This window comes from Paenibacillus dauci, assembly GCF_000971985.1.
GTDB classification, from domain to species: Bacteria; Bacillota; Bacilli; order Paenibacillales; family Paenibacillaceae; genus Saccharibacillus; species Saccharibacillus dauci.
Window position 1 is genome coordinate 87841 of the sequence record NZ_KQ040801.1, and the last position, 25295, is coordinate 113135.

At 46.7% G+C, this 25295-nt stretch carries 25 protein-coding genes and 1 pseudogene; 1 reads left to right on the plus strand and 25 read right to left on the minus strand.

Annotation, left to right across the window (positions count from 1 at the left end):
- Positions 1-211 precede the first annotated feature (211 nt).
- The 5 genes from WH46_RS06505 to WH46_RS06525 all read right to left on the minus strand — a co-directional run bounded on the left by WH46_RS06505 (position 212) and on the right by WH46_RS06525 (position 4359).
- The gene (locus tag WH46_RS06505; protein WP_046226165.1) at positions 212-1234 is read right to left on the minus strand and encodes a LacI family DNA-binding transcriptional regulator; all 1023 of its coding nucleotides are present in this window, start codon (positions 1232-1234) and stop codon (positions 212-214) included.
- Between the two features lie 127 nt (positions 1235-1361).
- Complete coding sequence (locus tag WH46_RS24485) at positions 1362-2195, minus strand: methyl-accepting chemotaxis protein (protein WP_017814587.1); 834 nt, start codon at positions 2193-2195, stop codon at positions 1362-1364.
- Between the two features lie 107 nt (positions 2196-2302).
- A complete protein-coding gene (locus WH46_RS06515) occupies positions 2303-2512 on the minus strand; it encodes a bacteriocin immunity protein (protein ID WP_046226166.1) in 210 nt (69 codons plus the stop codon).
- Positions 2513-2627: 115 nt separating this feature from the next.
- Positions 2628-3545 (minus strand): ATP-grasp domain-containing protein, encoded by a 918-nt coding sequence (locus tag WH46_RS06520; RefSeq protein WP_046226167.1) that lies wholly within the window; start codon positions 3543-3545, stop codon positions 2628-2630.
- A 343-nt stretch (positions 3546-3888) separates the two neighbouring features.
- Entirely contained in the window at positions 3889-4359 is a 471-nt protein-coding gene (locus WH46_RS06525) for a hypothetical protein (protein ID WP_046226168.1), read from the minus strand.
- A gap of 468 nt (positions 4360-4827) precedes the next feature.
- On the opposite strand from WH46_RS06525, the gene WH46_RS06530 reads away from it, so the two are divergent.
- Positions 4828-5250 carry a hypothetical protein gene (locus tag WH46_RS06530; protein WP_046226169.1) on the plus strand — a complete coding sequence of 141 codons (423 nt, stop codon included), beginning with the start codon at positions 4828-4830 and terminating at the stop codon, positions 5248-5250.
- Positions 5251-5300: 50 nt separating this feature from the next.
- Here the strand turns inward: WH46_RS06530 and WH46_RS06535 are convergent, their stop codons facing one another.
- The 20 genes and pseudogenes from WH46_RS06535 to purB form a co-directional block, all read right to left on the minus strand.
- Positions 5301-6140 (minus strand): pPIWI-associating nuclease domain-containing protein, encoded by an 840-nt coding sequence (locus WH46_RS06535; RefSeq protein ID WP_046226170.1) that lies wholly within the window; start codon positions 6138-6140, stop codon positions 5301-5303.
- Between the two features lie 108 nt (positions 6141-6248).
- Entirely contained in the window at positions 6249-6599 is a 351-nt protein-coding gene (locus WH46_RS06540; protein ID WP_046226171.1) for a hypothetical protein, read from the minus strand.
- A gap of 123 nt (positions 6600-6722) precedes the next feature.
- Complete coding sequence (locus WH46_RS06545) at positions 6723-7208, minus strand: hypothetical protein (RefSeq protein ID WP_046226172.1); 486 nt, start codon at positions 7206-7208, stop codon at positions 6723-6725.
- A gap of 125 nt (positions 7209-7333) precedes the next feature.
- Positions 7334-8188: a barstar family protein gene (locus WH46_RS06550; protein WP_052714144.1), complete on the minus strand. Its 855-nt coding sequence runs from the start codon at positions 8186-8188 to the stop codon at positions 7334-7336.
- A 143-nt stretch (positions 8189-8331) separates the two neighbouring features.
- Positions 8332-8802 carry a hypothetical protein gene (locus WH46_RS23310; protein WP_052714145.1) on the minus strand — a complete coding sequence of 157 codons (471 nt, stop codon included), beginning with the start codon at positions 8800-8802 and terminating at the stop codon, positions 8332-8334.
- Positions 8803-8904: 102 nt separating this feature from the next.
- Complete coding sequence (locus WH46_RS06560; RefSeq protein WP_231584305.1) at positions 8905-9351, minus strand: contact-dependent growth inhibition system immunity protein; 447 nt, start codon at positions 9349-9351, stop codon at positions 8905-8907.
- A 248-nt stretch (positions 9352-9599) separates the two neighbouring features.
- Positions 9600-9998 carry a hypothetical protein gene (locus WH46_RS06565; protein ID WP_046226173.1) on the minus strand — a complete coding sequence of 133 codons (399 nt, stop codon included), beginning with the start codon at positions 9996-9998 and terminating at the stop codon, positions 9600-9602.
- A gap of 138 nt (positions 9999-10136) precedes the next feature.
- Complete coding sequence (locus tag WH46_RS06570) at positions 10137-10442, minus strand: hypothetical protein (protein ID WP_156172229.1); 306 nt, start codon at positions 10440-10442, stop codon at positions 10137-10139.
- 140 nt (positions 10443-10582) lie between these two features.
- Positions 10583-11023 (minus strand): CPCC family cysteine-rich protein, encoded by a 441-nt coding sequence (locus WH46_RS23315; protein WP_156172230.1) that lies wholly within the window; start codon positions 11021-11023, stop codon positions 10583-10585.
- 284 nt (positions 11024-11307) lie between these two features.
- A pseudogene (locus tag WH46_RS24355) lies at positions 11308-11601 on the minus strand (immunity 53 family protein).
- 333 nt (positions 11602-11934) lie between these two features.
- A complete protein-coding gene (purD, locus tag WH46_RS06580; RefSeq protein WP_046226175.1) occupies positions 11935-13206 on the minus strand; it encodes a phosphoribosylamine--glycine ligase in 1272 nt (423 codons plus the stop codon).
- Positions 13207-13491: 285 nt separating this feature from the next.
- Positions 13492-15039, minus strand: coding sequence for a bifunctional phosphoribosylaminoimidazolecarboxamide formyltransferase/IMP cyclohydrolase (gene purH, locus WH46_RS06585; RefSeq protein WP_046226176.1), 1548 nt, complete (start codon positions 15037-15039; stop codon positions 13492-13494).
- A 166-nt stretch (positions 15040-15205) separates the two neighbouring features.
- Positions 15206-15826 carry a phosphoribosylglycinamide formyltransferase gene (gene purN, locus WH46_RS06590; RefSeq protein ID WP_046226177.1) on the minus strand — a complete coding sequence of 207 codons (621 nt, stop codon included), beginning with the start codon at positions 15824-15826 and terminating at the stop codon, positions 15206-15208.
- Positions 15826-16869 (minus strand): phosphoribosylformylglycinamidine cyclo-ligase, encoded by a 1044-nt coding sequence (purM, locus tag WH46_RS06595; RefSeq protein ID WP_046226210.1) that lies wholly within the window; start codon positions 16867-16869, stop codon positions 15826-15828. The genes purN and purM overlap by 1 nt, the downstream gene beginning before the upstream one ends.
- 779 nt (positions 16870-17648) lie before the next feature.
- Positions 17649-19127: an amidophosphoribosyltransferase gene (purF, locus tag WH46_RS06605; RefSeq protein WP_046226179.1), complete on the minus strand. Its 1479-nt coding sequence runs from the start codon at positions 19125-19127 to the stop codon at positions 17649-17651.
- Complete coding sequence (purL, locus tag WH46_RS06610) at positions 19112-21361, minus strand: phosphoribosylformylglycinamidine synthase subunit PurL (protein WP_046226180.1); 2250 nt, start codon at positions 21359-21361, stop codon at positions 19112-19114. The genes purF and purL overlap by 16 nt, the downstream gene beginning before the upstream one ends.
- Positions 21339-22028: a phosphoribosylformylglycinamidine synthase subunit PurQ gene (gene purQ / locus WH46_RS06615; RefSeq protein WP_017814612.1), complete on the minus strand. Its 690-nt coding sequence runs from the start codon at positions 22026-22028 to the stop codon at positions 21339-21341. Before purQ ends, purL begins: the two co-directional genes overlap by 23 nt.
- A 4-nt stretch (positions 22029-22032) precedes the next feature.
- The gene (purS, locus tag WH46_RS06620; RefSeq protein ID WP_017814613.1) at positions 22033-22278 is read right to left on the minus strand and encodes a phosphoribosylformylglycinamidine synthase subunit PurS; all 246 of its coding nucleotides are present in this window, start codon (positions 22276-22278) and stop codon (positions 22033-22035) included.
- 697 nt (positions 22279-22975) lie between these two features.
- Positions 22976-23869, minus strand: a complete 894-nt coding sequence (locus tag WH46_RS06625; protein WP_046226181.1) for a phosphoribosylaminoimidazolesuccinocarboxamide synthase — start codon at positions 23867-23869, stop codon at positions 22976-22978.
- A gap of 126 nt (positions 23870-23995) precedes the next feature.
- Positions 23996-25291: an adenylosuccinate lyase gene (gene purB / locus WH46_RS06630; RefSeq protein WP_046226182.1), complete on the minus strand. Its 1296-nt coding sequence runs from the start codon at positions 25289-25291 to the stop codon at positions 23996-23998.
- Positions 25292-25295 lie beyond the last annotated feature (4 nt).

Consider the following 25295-nt stretch of genomic DNA (forward strand, 5'->3'; position numbering starts at 1 on the left):
CCAAGCAGATCTGCCCTACACAAAAACGCAGCCTCCCCCTGAGGAGCTGCTGCGTTGGATCCATCATACTATTTTCGTTTTGTTTCTATATTATACGTAGATTCTATTTTTACGATATTTCTCTAATAGAAGCTGTATTCATGCTGATAGAGAGGTATTTGACCAACATCGGTTGTCTCCTACTTTCTCTATGCTTATGCTATCCGTCCAGTCATTTCTGTACAGCAGGACCCGACGATTCCCGAATCATCAGGCGGCAGGAGAACTGCTTTTCCTGAACAGGCGGCCATTCCTGTCCGCGGCTCTCGGCTTCAATATCAGCCAGCAGCATCGCAGCCGCTTCTCTGCCCATCTCGTGAGCAGGCTGTACAATTGTCGATAGTGTCGGTGTAAGCAGCTCTGCGAACGGAATATTGTCGAATACGATCAGCGCCACATCCTGTGGAATCTGCAGCCTTCGTTCCTTGAGAAATGCCAGCGCTTCCAGCAGTACCAGATCGTTACCGGCGATAATCGCTTCCGGCAAAGCATCCTGCTGCTCCAGCTCCTCCAGTCGCTGCCGAAGCTGCTTGACGTCTTCGGAGATGACCAGCGGCTGCATGTGGGGCAAGTGCTCCTGCATCGCTCTCTTATAACCTTCTACACGCTCCAGCCGGGTTGAGATCGATAATGGCGCGGTCAACATCGCTATCCGTTGGTATCCGGCTTCGATCAGATGAGTGGTAGCTTCGTGGGCAGCCTGTTCATTTTCCACAACGACACGATTAACCGGTACATCTTCCAGCTTGCGGTCGATAAAGACCAGTGGGAATTTCTCGTCGACCAGCTTGCGGTAGACCGGTGTGAGCGGACCAGATGGAAAAGCGATAACGCCATCTACCTGCTTGGAACGAAGCATTTCCAGATCATTCTGTTCGCGGCTCTGGTCTTCATCGGTATTGCAGAGGATAACGCTGATTCCCTGCTCCCGGCAGTAGCTCTCGATACCACGGCAGATCTCAATTGAGAAGTGGTGCAGCATATTCGCTACAATTACGCCGATCGTAAAGGTACGCTTTTGCTTAAGTCCCCGCGCCAGTATATTCGGCCGGTAATCCAGCGCTTCAATTGAAGCTTCAATCCGCGCTCGTGTAGCAGCACTCATATATTCATAACGCCCGTTGAGGTACTGGGAGATGGTGCTTTTGGATACACCTGCCTCACGGGCCACATCAGCCATCGTTACTTTTGCCATGATTGCACTGCCTTTCTGTAATGACCATTCTACTCCCTATCATAACCCAAAACAGGATAAAAAAGAGACCGTTCCTCTGGTAGCGAATATTCGGTCTCTTATAAAATGCACAAAAGATTTATTTTAATTATTTTTCGTAGGATAAAAGGGTATTGAACAGCTGCTGAATCTCTGCCGAGATCGTAGACATATTCTGCAGGGCTTCCTGGAAGTTCACGACCAGTTGAGCTTGCTGCGTCGATGAAGAGGAAATCTGCGAAATATCCCCTTCCATCTGTACGATAGCGCTGCGGATATCATTGAGTGAATCTTCGATCTGTCCGGTTGCCTGCTTGGCATCGACTGACAGCTTACGCACTTCCTGAGCGACGACGCTGAAGCCTGCACCTGCCTCACCGGCACGAGCTGCTTCAATCGCTGCATTAAGTCCCAGCAGATTAGTCTGCTCGGAAATCTCACGGATCAGTCCGGTAATCTGGGTGACCGAGGACGATTTGCGTACGGCTTCCTTGGAATTGCGAAGTACCTGGTCAGATACTGAAGACAGTTGATCGGAATGGGAAGAAACATGATGTACATTATTCACCAGCTGACTGGTAATATCAGCGGCCGCTTTCATTAATTCTTCCATTCGGTGCCGGTTATCCATACTCATACCCAGGGCAATAGCAGCGACGATATGTCTTTTCTCATCGTGAATGGGTACGTAGACTACATCTACAGCCGTTCCCAGTACTTCTTTGGGAAAATGTAAAAAGCTGCGCTCGGTTTTGCTTTTTAAAAAGCCAAAATTCTGCTGATCGGACGGCAGTATATCTCCTTTGTTCAGACCAATGCTAAACGACCGGGCGGGTGAAGAATATAATACACGTTCACGATCCATGACAACCAGCATACAATCTTCACGCATCAGCTGCTGTATGTACGGCATCGACTGAATAACGGATTCTACAATACTCATTTTGATATCCCCCTGAATAATGGTTTGGACAAACCCTGCTTATATAATATCGGCAGGGCTGCGGCTATCCATAATATGCAAGGGGATAATTCCCAAATATAGATAGGCTAGGGTTGCAGCCGGATGGGCTGATATGCCAGCGCTTCATCGACAATCTGCTCGGCTGTCAGTTCCCGCTTATCCCAGAAAATCAGATTGCTGACCTCCGGATGCGAAACATTCTGCTCCAGCTGCTCCAGCAGATGGTCCTGCTCCTGCTCAGTGCCTTCTCCATTTTGAATCTTCGCAACCAGCACTATCAATTGTTCGCGATCCATTGGACATGCCTCCTGTTCCTCTCTGATAATCATAGCGCATTCCACCATATCGAATCACCCTATCCTATGAGGTGATGGGTTCATCCATTCCTGTAGTCAACAATACGCGCCGCTACTATTTACCCGCCTCATGTCCCAGAGCATTCTGTAGATTACGATAAAAAACCGCAAGATCCGCCTGCTGCGTCAGACCGGACACCTGTCCATCTCCGAGCTCCATAATGCTCCACGGTCCATCCTGCTGCTTGACCACATCCATGGTAAAAAAACGACTGGCTACCTTGCCTGCGATCTCGATAAACATTTCCAAAGGAGGCATTGTATTCCCGTACTCCCCTTCGTCCCAGTATTCGGTTACAAATATGGGCTGCCCATCCAGGAAAAACAGGCGGAATTCCTTGGACAACGGCATTCCGCTTTGCGGATGATCGGTCAGATGCTCCAGCTGATAATATTCACGAATGACCAGTCCACCGCTCAGCTGTTCCCCCTGGCGCTCTACAAAACGGCGAATGATCTGTGAAGCCTGTTCCCTGTTTCCCAGTTCAGGGATATAGCAGGCTTCTGCCCACTCGTGCTTGCGTGACTTTACATAGTCTTTGACAATGGCTGGGCCGTCTCCAAGAGTGCTAATAGCTGCAAATACCGTATCCAGCTGCTCATCCATATCCTCTACAGGAATATGAATCGTACGCGGTGTATATTCCCTGATTGTCTCATAGGCATTGGGAAAGTAATGACAGTGCGCATATTGCTCAGTGGTGTTGATCAGCTGTATATTACGCTGTAGCAGTGCCTTGTAGAGACGATCATATACCTCTGCTTCCATCATCCAGCCCCGGTAGACTGCCTGCTGTACCTTCTCGTATCGGTTTACCCTGGCTATGGCTTGTTGAGTCCTGCCGTCCAGTAGCTGCTCCAGCTCAATAAGCGCGGTCTGGATTCCCTGCTGCCGGGCTGTCTCATATTCATCCAGATACTCATCATCGACAGCGTATGGATTCATCATATGACTGCAAAATAAAATCAACATTCTAGTTTCCTGCTTTCCTGAATAATAGTCAGAAAATAATTGCGGGTATGTATCAGGAACCCTGCAGATAGATATCTACAGGATTCCAGCAGAGAATCAGCTATCCATGTATCGTTATATTACAGCATACAGCTGTTATGCTGCATATCGGAAGACTAATCTGCCCCAAAGGCTAACTTGCTGCTCTGCTTGCTTTTTGACTCTATCCATCATTATCGTACTAATTGCTGTTATTTTCCCCATTTACTATTTAAGTTGTTAGTAGACGTTCGCATAGTTATAGGATGCGTGTGACGACGATCCCCGTTGTCCGGGTCAATCGTTACTTGAGTACATTCGCTCTTTATCTAGGGTCGCTGTCACTTTCCCACGTGTAGGTCGTCTCAATGGTAACGTCCGCTTTGCCTGTTGTCGATAGCATCACCCGATAGGGTACAGGCGGGATGTGAATAACATCGGTCGGTACGCGGTAATAGACACTTTTGGAGCCTTCAATCAGCTTGACCTGAACCGGATCCCACTTGCGCGTCTTGAAGTTGTATTTCTCGATCGATACGATCATCCGGCCATCCTGTTGTACATCCAGACCTACATAGCTGTCTCCGGACGAATTAAACTGTGCAGCTCTAAAGGCACCGCTGTCTTTGGTCAGCGTGTAATAATCAACCGTAGTGTCAGAAGTGTCCTGAGTAGTAATCGTTCCTCCACCCTGTGCAGCAACGTCGCTCAGAGGTGCTGCACTTGCGTATCCACCTGCTGTAGTAGTAAGCAATGCTCCTGTTAGCAATAAAGTGTAATATTTAGAATTTTTCATGGTTTCCCTCTCTTCCTTTCGTCTCCAGAAAAGTACAAATCAATTTGTTAAATAAGTTTACATCCAACCAGTCTGCTGAGGCTTTCACCTCCCTTCCAGGCCAATCCCTTTCTCGATGGTGATAAATCTCTATGTAGCTGCGGGCTCATGCTCAACCTATACTATACTGTAATTTTAGTCGGATATATAACAGGCCGTATGATTCCAGTTTCGCATAAAAGATCGATAAAGATCACTTTTGAGATTGTTGTTAGCATATAGCTAAGAGGCTTATGAAAATTGTTTTAACCTCTTCCAGCCGTTTGCAAACATCCAGAAAGATTCATTTATCTATTTCAAGCCCATCAGCTAAATGGGTTTAGTCCGCTTCACCAGCGGGCTGGCGTGTTAAAATAAAATTAGTAGAATTTATAGGATCAAGACGGTTATTTTAGCCGAATACCCACTTTGGTAAGGGAGGTTATTGTTATGACAGACAGTATATCCACACCTTTGGGAACGTTAATTATCCATCAACCGGACCGAGGCCCGGCGCTGGCTCAGGGCACACTGTACGAAGGGCATCCGGAAGGTGTTTTTTTCTCTATTCAAGTGAATCAGGAACATTCCACCGAGCATCTGCCTTACGGCTTTATCCGGGACAAGCTGCATCATCTGGATCGCTACTGCCAGCATGCCCGGCAGTTCCTCATCGCTGAATTCGGCTGCCCTGACGGTGAGGAATCCACCTTCATCACCCATCCGGAAGTGACATTCTGGGATGACCTGTACTGGTCGGTACGATTCGCAGAAGGGACACTGGATATTTGTCGTCCAAACGGAGTATTGGTACACTGGAAAGGGGAGCAGATTATCGGATATGACGATTTGTCGGTTAGGTTAGAAGTCTAGAAACAGCGGTCAGACGCGTCGGCTTGCAGATGGAATAAGGAACAGGATAGTCATTGTTTTGGTAATTCATCATGTGCTGTATGTACTTTACGTCCGAGCCATTCCAATCGGGGAATATTAGTAACATCTGTATCCGGATAATCGGAGCTGTCATATGTAGTAAGTCTGAATTTGTACCATGTTACGCCTGTAGAGTCTTCTGCGTGAGCAGCATGACGATCAAATGTTAGTCTTCCAGTTATAGTAAACGTCAACTCATGTATAGTCAGGCTGGTAACCCGTACCCGTTCGAGGACAACAGCTTGCAGGCTGGATTGTGGTGGCAGTTTTCTGGTGGAGCGTAGTATACCGGCCAATCGTGCCGGCAGAATATTCTGAGCGAGCTGATATTCATATGCTTCGAATAATTGCTGCCGAGTATGTTCTATATACGCCAGTAAATCTGCAAATAGACAGACGGCCTGCCGCGATTCCTGCTGAGCCTGGGCAATAGGTACTTTTGCATATTCTTCCTGTGTATAATTGAAATCGTTCAACGAACGAATAAATCGCTGCTCCAGCTCTTCACTGACTTTACTCATATCCAAATTTAATTCATTGACAATGAACTCATCCAATAGCTTGTTTTTGATAGCATATAGTGTACGAGATGTATGTATAAATCTATCATCACTTTTCCGTTCCCTATCATACCAATCACAAAGATCCAGATCGTTATCAGGTGCCATACGGTTCAATATCATAATGATTACTTCCTGAAAAGAAGGCGCAAAATTATATATATGTTCGCCCTCTTCAAAATGATCCAGCTTGCGAAGTGCAAAAGTCAGTTTTACCTTTTCGTTGTAATTCAATAGATGCAGGACATGATCAAATTGCTCTTCATACATGGTATGAGTCTCCTTGCTGATACATTATGGGGAACTGATAAGACAGTGTAAGGTAATCGTCTTTAACCAATAGCTTTTTAAGTCCCCTTTGAAAGTAGGTATAGTTGATTAACAATCTTTGACGATTACTCTATCGCTCTCAAAAGTCATTATCTTTACAATTCCATTATTCTCAAAAACAAGCTTAATCTTCTTCCACGCTGCGGATGGTACTCCAGAACAGCTAATATGCAAAATAGAATCAGAATCCAGCTGATGTTCTGCTCCCTCGAACTGATAATTTTGCACGTTATCAAAAACAACCTTGATATTTCGCATTTCCGATTCTTCAGGAATATACCTTTTTTGTCTCCAATTACAGAGATCAATATCAAGAACTAATTGATCATCATTTATTTGAATGTTCTCTATTAAGCTATCATGCAGATCGTATTCTTGGATAAAAGTATCTATATTCATGCGTACTCCTCCGCTATTCATTCTGAGAATTCCGTTAGTGAGAGTTTTGAGATTAGGTGAATGATGGATGTATTTCATATAAAGTAACCTATAAGCATTAAATAAAATCCTGTTGAGATAAAATTACAATCGGTCGACCAGATCTTTAATTTGAGTTACATCTGGTTTAAGTTCGATCAAACAAGTATCATCATCCGCTGCAGGTTCATACCCGAATCGAACAGACTTTAGATCGTAATGCTCCATCAAAGATAAGAAATATTCTAATAATTTCAAACACTTCTCTTTATCCAGACGGTTGCCCTCAATCAATTCTGACTCTGGAAAGTTAATCTCCACAATACCTGATTCTTCATCAAATGAAATTAATACTAAAACTTCTGTTAACATCGTACCTAATTGAATTTTCTTTACAAGCACAGTACCTGTTCCTGGTTTGGTAAAAAAATCAGAGCAACTAGTTATTTCATAAAATTCCTTATCCTGTTCTAAATTGGTATCGTAAAAGTGAGAAGACTTAATTTTATCTTCTGTAAGATTGAACTCTTTAAAAAGCAGCTTATCTAAATAAACCGTCTTTAAATCAAATACTACCTCAAGAAATTCCATAATTCTGTCCCCTTTATGTACCTGTTTATTCCACCTATGAAATCCAAGTGCAAGATGTGCTTATGCTAATTCGTAAAGTTCCCATACAAGAAAGCACCTTTTTTAGTTGGGTATTGTTATCATTATCACTGTAGCCATACATTCACGTTATAACTTTTCGCTGTTTCTAACAAAGCATCAAAGAGTGGGCGATCTCCGACTTCTTCAAAAACAGATTCAGTTAGCAGCTTTCGGTCTTCGATCTGTTTCGCTTTGATCTCTTTTAACCAAGCATATTGATCTAATGCTTCTCGTGCAATTTGATGATCTTTCCAGATCAAAGTAAAAGGGGCTTCAGCGCCATAATCTCCATGAAAGCAATCAATCATGGAATTTATATCAAAACCATAATATCCACCGGGACCATGAATGGCTTCTCCCAATGCACAGAAAAAAGAAGAATAATCTATTATACCTTTTCCCTCCAGTATGAAATCCGATCCTTTTCGCTGATAGTTTCTTTGATTTGCACCGTAATTCCGAACTACCTGTAACCAGGCTCTTCTTTGCTTTTCTGATAAATCAGCCCATTCATTTCTTTGGGCAGGAATTGCCTCTATCCATCTATTCCAAATATAGAATTCTTCTGGTGAGACTATCCTTTCTAATGATCCTGTCCAGACGATATCATCCGTTTCATTCAAAAAACCAGAACGATGATAATATATATTATCAAAAATAAAGAATGGAATTTCTCCAATACTTTCATCATTGGGTTTGGTAATACTAATGTAAATTAATCGACTTATTGATTCTTTACTTTTAGAAAGATAGCTTTTGAATTCTGTAGTAAATATAAATTCTTTCAATTGTAATTCATGAAATTTCATTCCTTCAGAAGTATGAATTTCACCATCCAGTCCAAGGATATCTTTACAATGACCTATAATCAATCCACTTAGATCGTCTCTAATTGTAAATTTAATAACTATTCCTACCACTTCCTTTTATGAACATTCTATACTCAAGTAATCATCAACCGTAATTACTTTATCATTGTACGACTTGCCAATAATTCATAGTATATTTATTCATCCTCCGTAATTTAAAATATTGATATGGATGCTCTCAAACCCAAAACAAACTATACAAAATGCAATCTCTTTAAAAATTTATACCAGTCATCATTATGATAGTCAGGAACTAATGCTATATAGCCCGCACCAAAAACACAATTTTCAAAAAAAGAACACAAGTCACTACTTATACAATACAGCTGTTCCGTATCTGTATTAAACAGATAAACCGAGTTATTCTCTTTACATAGCAGCAAAGGTTCATACAAAACCTGTCCAATCTCAATCCATTTTTCGTGTTGTCCTTCTAACACCGAGACACGAAATTGATTTTCTTTCAATTCAGAATATGACCATAAATCAATAGAGCCATATCGTGCCCCATCCGATTTTTCTAAGAATATACTGTAGGCATCCACTTCCATCATAGAAGCAGCATTCAATTCAGCACCATTATTCATCTTTCCAATAATAATATTATCCTCTGAAGTTAATAATTCATTTTTAACCTTTTTAAAAATATCTTCTAAACGTTCCACAATCGCGCCTCCAGTTGATAATGGTATAGGAGTGTTATTTATTGAATGGCAGGTTCATTCGAGACCATGGGGCTCGCTGCAGTCAGGCAATACTCATCAATATCAATGAATTTTATTTTTTATCACATGGATATAGTCTTTATACGTCTCTTGCTGTTCATCGGACATCCAAATATCTGCTAGATCTATTAAGTCGTTCTTTTCAATATTTTCAATTATTCTATTCAATTTATACTTATAGGTTGAAAGTATCTCCGAGCTAACAGATGATAACTTTTCCATTAGCTCCATTGAATCAATATCAGAATAGAACGGTGTATTCTGTTCATCAATCCTTTCAATAATTTCAAATGTCGCTAGATCTGTAAAAACATTCTGTCTAATACAACGAATCAAGTCGAAGTCTGATAACTCACCCAGACATTTATCAGTAATACCAAAATACCACACAGGCAGCGACATCTCAGAAAATTTTGCTGCATTTTGTGCTGCACCTTCATATTCTTCCTTAGTCAAAAACTCTTTTAATGTCTTTTTTCTATTAATCATATATAGTACTCCTATTATTATTTTGATGGGAATTCTCTGCCACGTAGATCATAATGATACGCCTTGTAGTTAATAGCTACATCTTCACATCCGATCATTTACTAGGCTTACGGTGTGCCGACATTGTCGGTCTCCATCAGCACTTGAGAGAATAAGGCATGTGTGTTGATAATTTGCTTGGTTGTGGATTAGCTATTTATTTAAAAAAGAAACCTTGAGAAGCATTTCACCCATCAAGGTTTGGAGTATTAGAATTCTTCCAGTGAAATAGCTTCCATAGAACTACAGTAAAACTCAATAAAGTTGTATCCATCGTTCTCACCATACCCACTGTCATCATGAACATGGTATCGTTGACTTTTATCCCATCCCAACTCTTTTTTATCATGTACTATCAAATTTCTTGTTAGGTAAAGATTTGTAATTTTTCTTACACTAAGGTCAGAAACATCAAAGTATCTGATTCTCATTTTGAAGCGTTGATTTGTTTCAATAACCGAGATATGAAAAGAAAGGGTTAGTGAACTCGTGTAATTATCTTCAAAGTCAATATCCATAGCGTAGTCAATTCTCACTATTTCTTTATAAGTCCACGAGCCAAGGGCATTTAATTTATCTGTTATAGTCTCGTAATTTTTTATAAACATCAAAAAGTGTTACCCCCATTAATCAATAAATTTTATCTTGTTTAGTTTCTCATTAATTATTCCTTGTCTTAGTCTACGAGTAGAAGAGTCCATAGAATATTTTATTACTGTAAAACTTCTTCCTGCATCTTGATAAACCTACAAATAGAGTAGGATCAGCTCCAACACTGAATCCAATCTCCAACCAGCTTGCTCCGTCTGCACGCCGTCACGTCCATTATACTGGAACGGCTGCTGGCTTGTACCTTCGTGCTCTAGCTGTTCACCGTACGTGTCGTACGTGTACGTATCGGTCACCTGTCCTTGTGCATCGGTCAGAGCAATCGTGCTGCCGCGCAGATCGTAGTGATACGTCTGGTAGTTACCGGCGACATCTTCGCGTCCGATCAGTCCCATACTATACACATACCAGGCTTGCGGCGCTCCGGCATTGTTGGTCTCCATCAGCACCTGATAAAGCACGGCATGCGAGTTGATGATCTGCTTACTGTTAATTAATTATTCACTTCAAAAAGAAACCTTGAAAGGCATGATGCCAATCAAGGTGAGTGATCAAATATTATTTTAAAGATTTTGGGCGAAAATCAGTTCTTTGTATTCAACCACTTATTTATATAATATTTATTGAAATCCGAGCAAAGCTTGTTACGATAATCTGTTATACTGCCTTTATTAATAGATCTATAAGCCTGAATATCTGTAGTCCCATCATCTTGCCACTTGCAGTAGGGACAAATATCGTAGCCTGTTCCTTCTAACTCATTATAAATCTCTGTTAAAGTCTTCAGCCTACAACAAGGACATGAAAATAATTCCTCTACTTCTCCAACAATCTCTATCTCATAACCTGTCATTAAGTAAGCTATTTGAGATAAAAAACCATTGCTTACACCTTGAACATCCAATTCATTCGACTCTAGATCAGCGTTTAAATTATACTCCTCCAAATATTCTGATAAATTTATTTCTTTTTCAAAAAAACCACGAACTAAATACATCAATTCAAGAAAATTTTCTCTAGACATCTTTTTCAATCAATCAGCCCCATTCTTTTTAAAGTTAAGATTACATGGTCTTTCGTCCTGTCATTCCACTTATAAAATGATTTGATCCTACCGCCTACCTCTGAGCTTACAAATATAGACTGAGTTGAAGGTTCATATCTGCATATAAATGCTCCTTCCCTCACTTATAGTTATGTATGTTATTGGTTGAATGATGGGTTTATTTGTTATGGAGTAACGTATTACCAAAGAAAAAACCTTAAGAGGCACAAAGCCAATAAAGGTTTTATTTACTGAGAAAATCATCATGATATTTTATTTGATTTAGACCATTCTTGGAAGAGAATAATTATTTCCTCCAAGTTTTTACTTCCTCCTCTTTCTTTAAAAAAGTTATCACTAACAGTACAATAAACCCAGTCGAGATCAGAACGTTCAATATCTAATGTTTTAAAATTCTTATCCTCTAAATGTGTTCCTTCCAATCGGATATCAATAGCCTAACCAGGATTATCAAGCGTTGTAATTTGGAGTCCATAGGAATGTTCCCAATCTCCGTCGCAATGTTCTGAGTACCAATTTCCCAACCATTTTAACATATTCAAACTGTACCTTTCCTTTAAGGTAACTCCCCATTTTGCAGATGCTCTTCATAATGACCTTTTCAACCAGTTAAAAAATACAAGAATAATTTATTCGAAAATCCTTCTATTTTTATTCATCGTATCGATTCCTCTACTCAGATCCATTTTGTTGTTAGCTATATAATAATTTTATAGCTGATGCTTCAATCGAAATCATCATCCACGTCCAAAGAATATGGGATCAATCTGGATTTCATGCAGATGTTCTGCTATCTATTAAATTTTAATACAAAAAGCCACTCCAAAGAGTGGCCTGACTAAAAATTTATATGTTAATTACGATCCATATTATACTAGCGCCTTGGCTGCAATATCGCTGCGCTGATGCTTGCCGGTAAATGTAATCTTCGCTGCCTGCTCATAGGCTTGAGCCCGAGCCGAAGCAATATCCGCCCCTAGCCCCACAACACCCAGCACACGGCCGCCGTTGGTTACGAACTCTCCGTTCTCGTTCTTGCCGGTACCGGCGTGGAAGACGAGCGCTTCCGATGGATCGATATCCTCCAGACCTGTAATCGGTAGGCCTTTGGTATATGAACCCGGATAGCCTCCAGAAGCGAGAATGACGCAGACAGCAGCTTCGTTGCTCCACTGGATATCTACGTCAGCCAGTGTACCATTGACCGTCGCCAGGAAAATATCAAGCAGATCAGTCTGCAGACGCGGCAGAACGACCTGGGTCTCCGGATCGCCGAAGCGGGCATTGAATTCCACCGTCTTGGGTTTGCCATCCGGAGTGATCATCAGACCGGCGAACAACACGCCCTGGAACGGACGACCTTCTGCGACCATCGCCTTGGCTGTGGGAATAACGATAGTCTCGATCGCTTCCTCAATAATAGCTGGATCAATATGTGGCAGCGGGGAATAGGTGCCCATTCCGCCAGTATTCGGTCCTTCATCATTATCCAGGGCAGGCTTGTGATCCTGCGCGGCAGGCATAGCGCGTACGGTCTCCCCATCGACAAAGGCCAGAATCGACATCTCCTGTCCTTCCATGAACTCCTCGATAATCACACGGCTGCCGGCTTCACCGAATATTTTGTCACGCATAATATTTTGTAGTGCTTCGACGGCCTCATGCATAGTGCGGGCGACGGTTACGCCTTTGCCTGCAGCTAGTCCGTCTGCTTTGATCACAATCGGTACCGGCTGGCGGTTCAGGTAATTCAGCGCAGTATCGTAATCGTCGAACTTGGCGTAGGCAGCTGTAGGGATGTTGTACTTGTGCAGCAGATCTTTCATAAAGGTCTTGCTGCCTTCGATTAGCGCTGCATTCTGACGAGGACCATACACCGGAATATTCCGTGCCTCGAACACATCCACGATTCCATCCGCGAGCGGATCGTCCGGGCCAACGACGACGAGGCCGACCTTTTTCTCAGCTGCAAAGTCTGCCAACTTCTCAAATTCACTTACCTGAATCGGCACACACTCGGCGATCTGTCCAATCCCTGCATTGCCAGGCGCACAGTAGATCTGATTGACCTGCGAACTTTTGGTCAGCGACCAGATGATGGCATGTTCACGTCCACCGCTACCGATAACGAGTATATCCATGAAGGGTCACGCTCCTTTTTGATTAAGAAAGTAATGAGCTGGATGAATAGTGATCATGCGGAAGAAGGCGGCTTCAGTCCATATACGGAATAGACCTGTCGCTACAGCTTATTCCTCTCCACAATACAATAACTTAGCAAAACGGAGCCAAACTTGATGAGATTTGGCTCCGTTCGTTGGTTAAACTTTGAGATACAGCCGGAGAGATCCGCGACATGCGCGTATCATGGATCATCCATCTCCGGAGTCCCTTAGAATTCATGATGATACAGCTAGCACAAAGTCTTAGTGCTTGAAGTGGCGTACGCCTGTGAATACCATCGCGATTCCATGCTCATTGGCTGCTTTGATGGATTCTTCGTCCTTGACCGAACCACCTGGCTGGATAATAGCTGTGATGCCTGCCTTCGCAGCGGCTTCGACGGTATCACCCATCGGGAAGAAGGCGTCGGAAGCGAGTATCGCGCCTTTGGCTTTGTCGGCTGCCTGCTCGATGGCAATCTTGGCAGCGCCGACACGGTTCATCTGGCCTGCACCGACACCTACGGTCATATCGTCTGCTGCCAGTACGATCGCATTGGATTTAACATGTTTTACGACTTTCCATCCGAACAGCAGCTGCTTCATTTCTTCGGCAGAAGGTGCACGGTCGGTGACTATTTTCAGATCTGCTTCGGTAATGGAATGCACATCGCTATCCTGTACCACCATACCGCCTTCGACCATGGTTACAATATGCTGGGATTTGCGGTCTGTCGAAGCAGCGATTTCGCCCATTTTGAGCAGGCGGATATTTTTCTTTTTGGTCAGAATCTCCAGCGCTTCCGGGGTGAAGTCCGGTGCCAGGACAATCTCCAGGAAGATCTCGCTCAGCGGCTGTGCGGTCTCGGCGTCGATCGTACGGTTCGCCGCGACGATCCCGCCGAAGATGGAGGTTGGATCCGCATTGTAGGCTTTGTTGTAAGCTTCGGCGATCGTGGAACCTACGCCTACGCCGCATGGGTTCATGTGCTTCACAGCTACGACGGCTGGCTCTGTAAATTCTTTGACGATCTGGAGTGCTGCGTTAGCATCATTGATGTTGTTGTAGGATAGTTCTTTGCCGTGCAGCTGTTCTGCCGTGGTCAGCGTTCCTGCCGGAGCCATCGGCTTGCGGTAAAAAGCAGCAGTCTGGTGCGGATTCTCTCCGTAGCGCAGATCCTGGATTTTCTCGTACGTAACGGTATAACGTTCCGGCATCGGATTATCCAGCACCTCGGACAGATAATCAGAGATCAGAGAATCGTAAGCAGCAGTATGACGGAATACTTTGGCAGCGAGCTGCTTGCGTGTATCCAGCTTCGTATCTCCCTCTGCACGAACTTCATCCAGAATAGTCGTGTAATCTGCCGCATCTACCACTACTGTCACAAAGGCATGATTCTTCGCCGCACTGCGCAGCATGGTTGGTCCGCCGATATCGATATTCTCGATCGCATCCTCATAGGACACATCCGGTTTGGAGATCGTTTCCTGGAACGGATACAGGTTAACGACAACGAGGTCGATATAGCCTAGTTCCAGATCTTTCATTTGCTGCTGATGCTCTTCGCTATCGCGTACAGCCAGCAGACCACTATGTACAGCCGGATGCAGTGTTTTGACACGTCCGTCCAGAATTTCCGGGAATCCGGTCACATCGGAGATACCGATAACCGGTACGCCTGCATCAGCCAGCAGATTCTTGGTGCCACCGGTAGAGATGATTTCTACCCCCAGCTGGGACAGCTCGCGGCAGAAATCGACTACGCCTGTTTTGTCGGATACGCTGACCAGTGCTCTTTTGATCGTCATGTTATAAAAAGCCTCCTTAAATGTATGGGCAGTCTGATAATACGTCCATCTTTCCGAAGTCCGATCCAGAAGCCCGAGTATCTTCTGTATACTTGCAAAGTGATGAATAGCACATCGAAGATCTGCTGTGTGTCTGTATGTCATCCTTTTAGGTAAATGTGTATATTTACTGTTCTACGATCACATGCCGGCCATCTTCAGCCAGCCGGACTTTACCTGCCGCAATACGGGCGACAACCTGCGGATACAGCGTCTGCTCAATCTGATGAATACGGGCAGCCAGCGTATCGGCTGTATCTCCGGCTTCAATCGGAAGCGACTGCTGGGCGATGATCGGGCCAGTATCCATCCCATTATCGACAAAATGAACCGTGATCCCCGTCAGCTTCACACCATATTCCAGCGCCTGACCGATCGCGTCCTTACCAGGAAAAGCCGGTAATAATGATGGATGCACATTGATCATGCGGCCTGTATATGGATTGACCATTGTCGGAGTGAGCAGCCGCATATAGCCGGCCAGCACGATCAGATCAATCTGCCGCTGGGCCAATTCACCGAGAATCTCCAGCTCATACTCTTCCCGGCTGCTGTATTCTTTGGGCCGGAATACAAATGTATCTACTTCTGAATCGACAGCACGCTGAACAACCGGCGCCTCGGGCTTGTCGCATACGAGCAGTTCTATCGTTGCCGAGTTTAGCAAACCACTCTGCTGGGCATTCACCATCGCCTGAAAATTACTGCCTTGTCCGGACGCGAACACGGCAATTCGCAGCGGCTTCATTATACTTCCGCTCCTGTAAAGGTAACGATCTTCTCGCCCGCAGTTACTTTACCGATCAGATAGGCTGCTTCCCCTTGCTGCTTCAATACATCCAGCGCCTGTTCTGCCTGGTCGGCAGGTACGACAATCGCCATCCCGATTCCCATGTTAAAGGTGGTAAACATATCACGGTTGCTGATTGCACCCTTGGCCTGCATCAATTGGAAAATCGGCAGAATCGGCCAGCTGCCATACTCGATATCCACATTAACGCCCTCCGGCAGCATCCGCGGAATATTCTCGATAAATCCGCCACCGGTAATATGAGCCATGCCTTTCACCTGCACCGCTTCCTGCAGGGCAAGAGAAGACTTCACATAAATCTTCGTCGGCTCCAGTAGTACGTCGCCCAGTACGGCATTCCCCAGCTCGGCCACCTGTGCAGTCAGCTCATATCCGCTGTCTTCCAGCAGCAGCTTGCGCACGAGCGAGAAACCGTTGCTGTGTATGCCACTAGATGCCAGACCAATGACTGCATCGCCTGCTGCAATATTGCTGCCGGTGATGACTTTGGGCTTGTCCACGATGCCTACCGTAAAGCCGGCGATATCATACTCCCCTTCGGAGTACATGCCCGGCATCTCCGCCGTCTCGCCACCGATCAGCGCACAGCCTGCCTGACGACAGCCATCGGCAATTCCGGATACAATCGCTTCGATCTTCTCCGGAATAACCCGGTCGCAAGCGAGATAATCGAGGAAAAAGAGCGGCTCCGCGCCCTGCACGATGATATCATTTACGCACATGGCTACCGCATCAATCCCGATCGTATCGTGCTTGTCCATAGCAAAAGCAAGCTTCAGCTTCGTACCGACACCATCGGTTCCGGATACCAGTACCGGCTCTTCGTACTTATCCTTGTTCAGGCCAAACAGCCCGCCGAAACCGCCGAGATCGGTCATAACTTCCGGACGGAACGTCGTTTTCACATGCTTCTTCATCCGCTCTACTGCTTCATTGCCTGCCGCGATATCAACTCCGGCTTTTTTGTATGCATCTGACACTGCCATCGCACCTTTCGTGGGTTCTTTGGACAGTGGCGGGTGGGAGGGTTGGAAGAATTGGCGTTCTGATGCTACAGCGCTGCGGGAATGGATCGTTCGGGCGTCACCGTTGCAGGCTGACTTTTTGGGAACGACTGCTGCTGCAGTCAAAAGTCAGCCCGCAAATGCTCCTTCCTGAACGATTCCATTCCCTCCGCTGGGAGCACAAAGCACCCCTACTTCCAAATACCCACTCGCCGTCCATAAGATTAGGATTTCAGTTTTAAAAAGATTACGTATCTGGCTATTTCTATTTAAATTGTAGGGTTTAGATGAATCTGGTTTAATTTTGATTTGTAAGACTGTGATTTTAAGGAGGATTAAGAGGCTGTATAGTTGATTTTTTATTTCATCAACTCTTACATCTACCATCTTTACAAAACATCCCTATTCTCACTAGTAAAACATAACTCACTATCAAATAAGATCAAAGCCCCTAATGTTTAAGACATTCTCTCCTGCAAAGCAGTCTAACCAGTTCCACGCATTCTCGCCTACTTTTCTCTTCCCTTTACCTCCAAGGACTCTGAAACCGCCAGGGTCTTAGGAACATGGGGCGGGGAGTGCGGAGCGGAGGGGAAGGAAATAGACCGGAGATCGCCTTTTGAAATCGGGGGCCTTCCTCTACACGGGTCTACTAATTCGAAGGCTCCCGATTTCAACCGGGCGATCGCAGGCCTATTCCTTCCCCGCGGCGGACCCTCTCCCCGTCACACCCCGTTCCAAAACCCTGGCGCAGTTCAGCACCCGCAGCCGAATTGTTCTTCTCCGCCGAAGTCGGTCTGGGTGGGATAATCGTTGTCAAAGCAGGCCATACACATGCCGCCTTTGTAATCGTCCTTGTTGTCTCCACCAACAGCCTCAATCAATCCTTCCCGGCTGAGAAAAGCGAGTGAATCCGCATTGATCTCCTGACGGATCTCTTCCACTGTCTTGGACGAAGCAATCAGATCACGACGATCCGGAGTATCAATTCCGTAGAAGCATGGATTTTTGAAAGGAGGCGAAGTAATACGCACATGCACCTCGATCGCTCCGGCATTACGCAGCATGTTGACGATCCGGCGGGAGGTTGTTCCCCGCACAATGGAATCATCGATCATGACGACACGCTTGCCTTCCACGACGCGGCGTACTGCGCTCAACTTCATTTTGACGCCCTGTTCACGCAGTTCCTGACTCGGCTGGATAAAAGTACGGCCGGTATATTTATTTTTGATCATGCCCAGCTCATAAGGAATACCCGTCTGCTCGGCATAACCGATCGCTGCAGAGATACTGGAATCCGGTACACCGGTCACCAGGTCCGCATCAATAAAGGATTCACGAGCCATCATCGAGCCCATCCGCTTGCGTGCCGAATGCAGATTCGCACCATTCATATCACTGTCCGGACGGGCAAAATAAATATATTCCATCGAACAGAGCGCTTTGCGCTGCGGCTCGGTATAGAAATCTTCATGCAGTCCGTTCTGATCCAGTACCAGCAGTTCACCAGGCTTCACATCACGCACAATCTCTGCGCCAATCGTCTCCAGCGCACACGTCTCCGAGGTGAAAATGTACGCATCACCCAGTCGACCCATCGTCAGCGGACGCAGTCCATTCGGATCACTAGCTACGATCAACTGCTCATTGGTCATGATCATAAAGGCAAATCCGCCCACAATCCGGCGGAACGCCTCTTTGGCTGCTTCCACCAGCGGCTTGGATGAACGGGCGATCAGATGCGCCAGCACTTCCGTATCACTGGTTGTCTGGAAAATGGAACCCATCTCCTCCAGCTCGCGCCGGATTTGCGGAGCATTGACGATATTGCCATTGGTCGCCAGTGCCAGTTCGCCTGCACGGTAGCGGAATACGAGTGGCTGGGCATTGCCCAGATGACTGCTGCCGCTGGTCGAGTAGCGTACATGACCGATCGAGATATCACCGGTCAATGTCGCCATAGTGTCTTTGTCGAATACTTCCTTGACCAGCCCCATACCGCGATGATAATGAAACTCGGTATGATCACTGACACAGATGCCACAGCTTTCTTCACCACGGTGCTGCAGTGCATGCAGACCATAATAAGAAAGGGAAGCGGCCCCCGAATGTCCGTAGACACCGAAGACGCCGCATTCCTCTTTTAATGTATCGAAAATATCGTTCGGACCGGTCCCCTGATTATAGTAGTCGCCGGTCCAGAGCGGCTGATTATTTAATTCATCAGACATGGAATCGCATCCTCCCAGACCTGGCGCAGACTGCTTACCTCTTCCGCCAGGACTTGTTTGCCGTCCACTGTGATTTGTAGTTGTTTTGACGATGTGACTTTACCGATGCGGCGAGCAGGTACTTTATGCTCGGCCAGTTTGCTTGCCAGCGCTTCTGCCTGTTCTGCAGATACAGACAACAGGATACGGGATTGGCTCTCACTGAACAGCAGATGGTCATTACGCAGACCGCCGCTTTCCAGCGTGATCTCTGCACCCAGCTTGCCGCTGATACAGGACTCGGCGAGTGCCACAGCGAGACCGCCTTCGGATAGATCATGTGCGGATTGTACCAGACCACTCTGGATCGAATTCAGTACCCCATCCAGCAGTTGTTTCTCGACGACCAGATCCAGTCCTGGCGGACGGCCTTCGGTCTTGCCGTGTACGATGTACTGGAATTCACTGCCGCCCAGCTCTGCCTTGGTCTCACCCAGCAGGAAGATCACATCGCCATCCTTTTTGAAGCCCTGCGTCGTAATATGATCTGTATCATGAATCAGACCCACCATACCGACTACCGGTGTCGGATAGATCGCACCGCGTGTATTCTCGTTATACAGGCTGACATTACCGCCGATAACCGGTGTTTCCAGTGCGCGGCAGGCTGTTGCCATACCTTCAACGGATTGTTCCATTTGCCAGAAGATTTCCGGTTTCTCCGGGCTGCCAAAGTTCAGGTTATCTGTAATTGCCAGCGGCTCTGCGCCGGAGCAGACAATATTGCGTGCTGCTTCGCTAACCGCGATTTTGCCACCCACTTCCGGGTCAAGATAAACGAAGCGAGAATTGCAGTCGGTCGTCATTGCGAGTGCTTTGCGTGTACCATTAACCAGTACAACCGCTGCATCCGATCCTGGACGAACAGCAGTACTCGTACGAACCATATAATCATACTGGTCATACACCCATGCCTTGCTCGCTACCGTCGGAGAAGCGAGTACGGACTTAAGGGCGCCGCCCAGATCAGTAACTTCGTTATACGCAGCTGTATCAATATGCGCCATCTGCTCATAATAAGCCGGAACCGAAGAAGGCTTATTATAAACCGGGCACTCATCCACCAGTGCATGTACCGGCATATCGCCGACTACTTCATCGTGGTGATACAGCTTGAGACGACCATCATCTGTGACTTTACCAACTTTGGCGCAGATCACACCCCAGCGCTCGAAGATTTCCATCGCCTGTGCTTCATCCTTGGGTTCCACGACGAACAACATACGTTCCTGGGACTCGGACAGCATCATTTCATAAGGTGTCATGCCTTCTTCACGCTGCGGCACCTGATCCAGATACAGCTCCAGACCATTGCCCGCCTTGCTCGCCATCTCGGCACTGGAGCAGGTCAGACCGGCTGCACCCATATCCTGAATACCCAGTACGATACCGGAGTCGATCAGTTCCAGACACGATTCCATTACCAGCTTTTCCATAAATGGATCGCCGACCTGTACCGCTGTCTTGCGTGCTTCGGACTCCTCGGTCAGCTCCTCGGAGGCAAATGTTGCGCCGTGGATACCATCGCGTCCGGTTGGAGGTCCCACATAAAATACCGGGTTACCTACCCCTTTGGCTACACCGCGCTGGATTTTGTCATGATCGATCAGACCGACACACATTGCATTGACGAGTGGATTGCCTTCGTAGCTCTCATCGAACATCACTTCGCCACCAACCGTCGGGATACCGATACAGTTGCCATAACCGGCGATACCGCCTACCACATGCTCGAACAGATATTTGACCCGGTCGCTCTCCAGCTTGCCAAAACGCAGGGAGTTCAGCGAAGCAATGGGACGCGCGCCCATGGAGAAGATATCGCGGATAATTCCGCCAACGCCTGTCGCTGCACCCTGGTAGGGTTCTACTGCAGATGGATGGTTATGACTTTCGATTTTGAATACAACGGCCTGGTTGTCGCCGATATCGACGATCCCGGCACCTTCACCCGGTCCCATCAGAACACGAGGGCCATCGATCGGGAAACGTCTGAGCAGCGGCTTGGAGTTTTTGTACGCGCAATGTTCCGACCACATTACACTGAATACGCCGATTTCCGTGTAGTTCGGTTTACGTCCGAGGAAACCGCAGATCAAATCAAACTCGGTGTCGGATACACCCATTTGTTTGTATAACTGCTGGTCTGCGACTTGCTCCGCCGTCGGTTCCTTAACGGATGTTTGCTGCGTCATGTTGATCCCTCCAGGCTTTTAAAATAGATGTGAACATTTTCTTGCCGTCTGTTGAGCCGAGCAGTTCATTAACCGCGCGCTCCGGATGCGGCATCATGCCAACTACATTACCACGCTCATTGCTGATGCCTGCGATATCATGCAGGGAGCCGTTCGGATTGTCACCGTATTGGAACACGATCTGGTTATTGGCTTTCATCTTCTCCAGCGTCTCTTCGTCACAATAGTAGTTGCCTTCGCCATGAGCAATAGGGATGGTGATTTCTTCGCCTTCTTGGTAATCCAGCGTGAATGGTGTTTTGTTGTTCGTTACTGTCAGTACCACATCGTGGCAGCGGAACTTCATTGATCCGTTACGCAGCAGTGCGCCTGGCAGCAGACGCGCTTCGGTCAGAATCTGGAACCCGTTGCAGATGCCCAGTACGTATTTGCCCTGTTCAGCCGCTTTGGCTACTTCTGCCATCACCGGTGCAAACTGCGAAATGGCACCGCAGCGCAGATAGTCGCCGTAGGAAAATCCGCCAGGAACAAGAATACAATCATAAGCCGACAGGTCTGTCGCTGTATGCCACACATAATCGACCGGTTCGCCAATTGTTTCTTCCACTGCCTTGAAGCAGTCGATATCACAGTTGGAACCCGGAAATACCAGTACCGCAAATTTCATGGAATTAACCCTCCAGTTCGAATCGGTAGTTTTCAACGACGGTGTTCGCAAGCAGCTTCTCGCACATCACTTTCAGGCGTTCTTCCGCTTCGTCACGGTTGTCCGTGTCCAGCTGAATCTCCATATATTTACCGATACGTACACTTTCCACTTCATTAAATCCAAGAGAATGCAATGCTCCCTGTACTGTTGCTCCCTGCGGGTCAAGCACGCTTTCTTTGATGGTAACGTAGACTGTCGCTTTGATCATAATCTTCTCGTTCCTCCTTGGGATGATGATGCTTGAATGAGTGAATACGGTATTGCGTGGTACTGCTTTGCTGAATATGCTGCAATGGCAGGCTGTGGTGCTTTGACGTTCTTGAATGGGTGTTTCTTCTTTGATAAATGAAAAGGCAGATACTGTTTAGAGACAGCGCTGCGGGTACGGATCATTCCTGCAGTCGCTGTTATGATCCGGATATTTTTGAACGTCCGCTTGCTGCGGACAATATCCGATCATAAAGGCTCCTTTCGGAACGATTCCGTTCCCTCCGCTTGGCGGATGAACAGCCTGATCGTTTGTCTAGATTGTTTAGGGAACATGAACTGTATAAGAATCAGTTACATACTGCTTGTGCATAGGTCACGATGCTCACCGATAGCAGTAGTCGTGCTTGGATATCGTAAGGAATAATTTAAATTCTCAGCATTGAGATACTGACGTTTCCAAGGAAGCACCGGATTTCAATAGGTGGAATGGGCGGCATGATGTAACCATCCGTAGTCTGTACTAACTTGACTAACAAGCACCGGAGCGAAGGAGAAGGAGATAGGCCAGAGATCGCTTTTTGAAATCAGGGGCCTTCCGCTACACGGGTCTACCATTTGGAAGGCCCCTGATTTCAACCCGGCGATCGCAGGCCTATTCCTTCTCCGCAGCGGTGTAATGATCAGCAACTATGCTGCTACACCAGCTTCGAACCAGTCAGCTTCTCGTAGATCGCCAGATAACGCTCGGATGTCGCCTGCACAACTGTTTCCGGCAGAGGCTCCGGCTGGCTGTTTTTGTCCCAGTCGGTGTTCGCCAGATACGTACGAACCGGCTCCTTGTCCATACTGTCGATCTCGATATCCAGCGCGTAGTTGTCCTTGGCCCAGAAGCGGGAGGAATCCGGCGTGAAGATCTCGTCGATCAGGATCAGCTTGCCATCGATCAGGCCGAATTCGAATTTGCAGTCCGCCAGGATAATTCCGTGCTGATCGCAGACACGACGTGCATATTCGTACAGCTCAATACTTTTTTGCTTTAACTGTTCCGCCAGTTCGTCACCGACACGGTTTTTCATTTCATCAAAAGAGATATCCTCGTCGTGTCCAACATCATTCTTGGCTGCCGGAGTGAAGATGGGATTCGGGAAAACGCCGTTTTTACGCAAACCTTCCGGCAATCGGATACCATTGACTTCACCGGTCTCCTGATACTGACGCCAGCCGCCGCCAGTGATATAGCCACGAACAACACATTCCATATCGATACGTTCGGCTTTGCGGGTGACCATGATCCGGTTGCGCAGCGCTTCGCGATCGCGGACGATATCGCCCAGCTGGTCTACATCGATATGTACCACATGATTATCGATCAGATGCTTGGTCTCGCCAAACCAGTAGGCGCTCAGACGATTGAGTACTTCTCCCTTGTGTGGAACCGGAGGGTCCAGTACATAGTCAAATGCCGATATCCGGTCCGTGACGACGATCAGATAATGTTCGCCCAGATCGTACAGCTCGCGTACCTTGCCTTTGTAGATCAGCGGCGCGTCGATCAGATCGGCTGCCGTGGATAATGCCTGTGCTGTCATTTTGCGTTCCCTCTCCCTCTATACTCAGCTTGGAATGAAGTCATCAGGTGTACGGCTGGTGTACAGCCCCGCACCTGATGCTCCTTTTATCTATTTTTAGTATCTATATGAATAGAACAGACTGGATTAATCCAGACCCAGCTTTTTGAAAATAGTATCCACATGCTTCAGATGCCATGCCGGATTGAACGCATCCTCGATCTCTTCCTTGTTCAGCAGATCGGTAATGGCCGTAGTCTCCTGCACGATATCCTGGAAAGAACGCTGCTCTTCCCATGCCTGCATTGCTCGTGGCTGTACGGTATCGTAAGCCTGTTCGCGGCTGAGTCCTTTGTCGATCAGCTTGGTCATAATGCGGCCGGAGAACGGTACGCCGTACGTACGCTGCATATTGCGCTGCATATTTTCCGGGAAGACCGTCAGGTTCTTGATAATGTTGCCAAAGCGGTTCAGCATATAGTTCAGCAGCATCGTCGCATCCGGCAGAATGACGCGTTCCGCAGAGGAGTGCGAGATATCACGCTCGTGCCACAGGGTTACATTCTCATACGCGGTCAGCATGTGACCACGGATTACACGGGACAGACCCGAGATGTTCTCGCTGCCGATCGGATTACGCTTATGAGGCATTGCCGATGATCCTTTTTGACCTTTGGCAAAGGCTTCTTCCACTTCGCGGAACTCACTCTTCTGCAGAGCGCGTACTTCGGTCGCGAATTTGTCGAGTGAAGTTGCTACCAGAGCGATGGAAGCCATGTATTCGGCATGACGATCACGCTGCAGCGTCTGAGTCGAGATCGGAGCTGGCTTGGTTCCCAGTTTGGCACAGACAATCTCTTCGACGCGTGGATCAATATTCGCATATGTACCCACTGCGCCGGACATTTTGCCATATTGTACACCGTCTGCTGCATGGCGGAAACGCTCCAAGTTACGCTTCATTTCTTCATGCCACAGCGCCATTTTCAGACCAAACGTTGTCGGTTCTGCGTGTACACCATGAGTACGTCCCATCATCGGCGTATTTTTGTAAGCCAGTGCTTTTTCTTTCAGAATATCGATAAAGTTGATAATATCGCGTTCCAGGATTTCGTTTGCCTGGCGCAGCAGGTAGCCAAGGGCGGTATCGACTACATCCGTGGATGTCAGTCCATAATGTACCCATTTGCGCTCTTCACCCAGACTTTCGGATACCGCACGGGTAAAGGCAATTACATCATGGCGCGTCTCCTGCTCGATTTCATAAATGCGATCCATGTCAAAAGTGGCATTCGCTCGCAGCTTGTCCACATCTTCCTGCGGAATCACACCGAGTTCTGCCCATGCTTCACAAGCACAGATTTCCACTTCGAGCCAGGCTTTGAATTTATTTTCCTCACTCCAGATATTGCGCATTTCCGGTCTGCTGTAACGTTCAATCATAAGT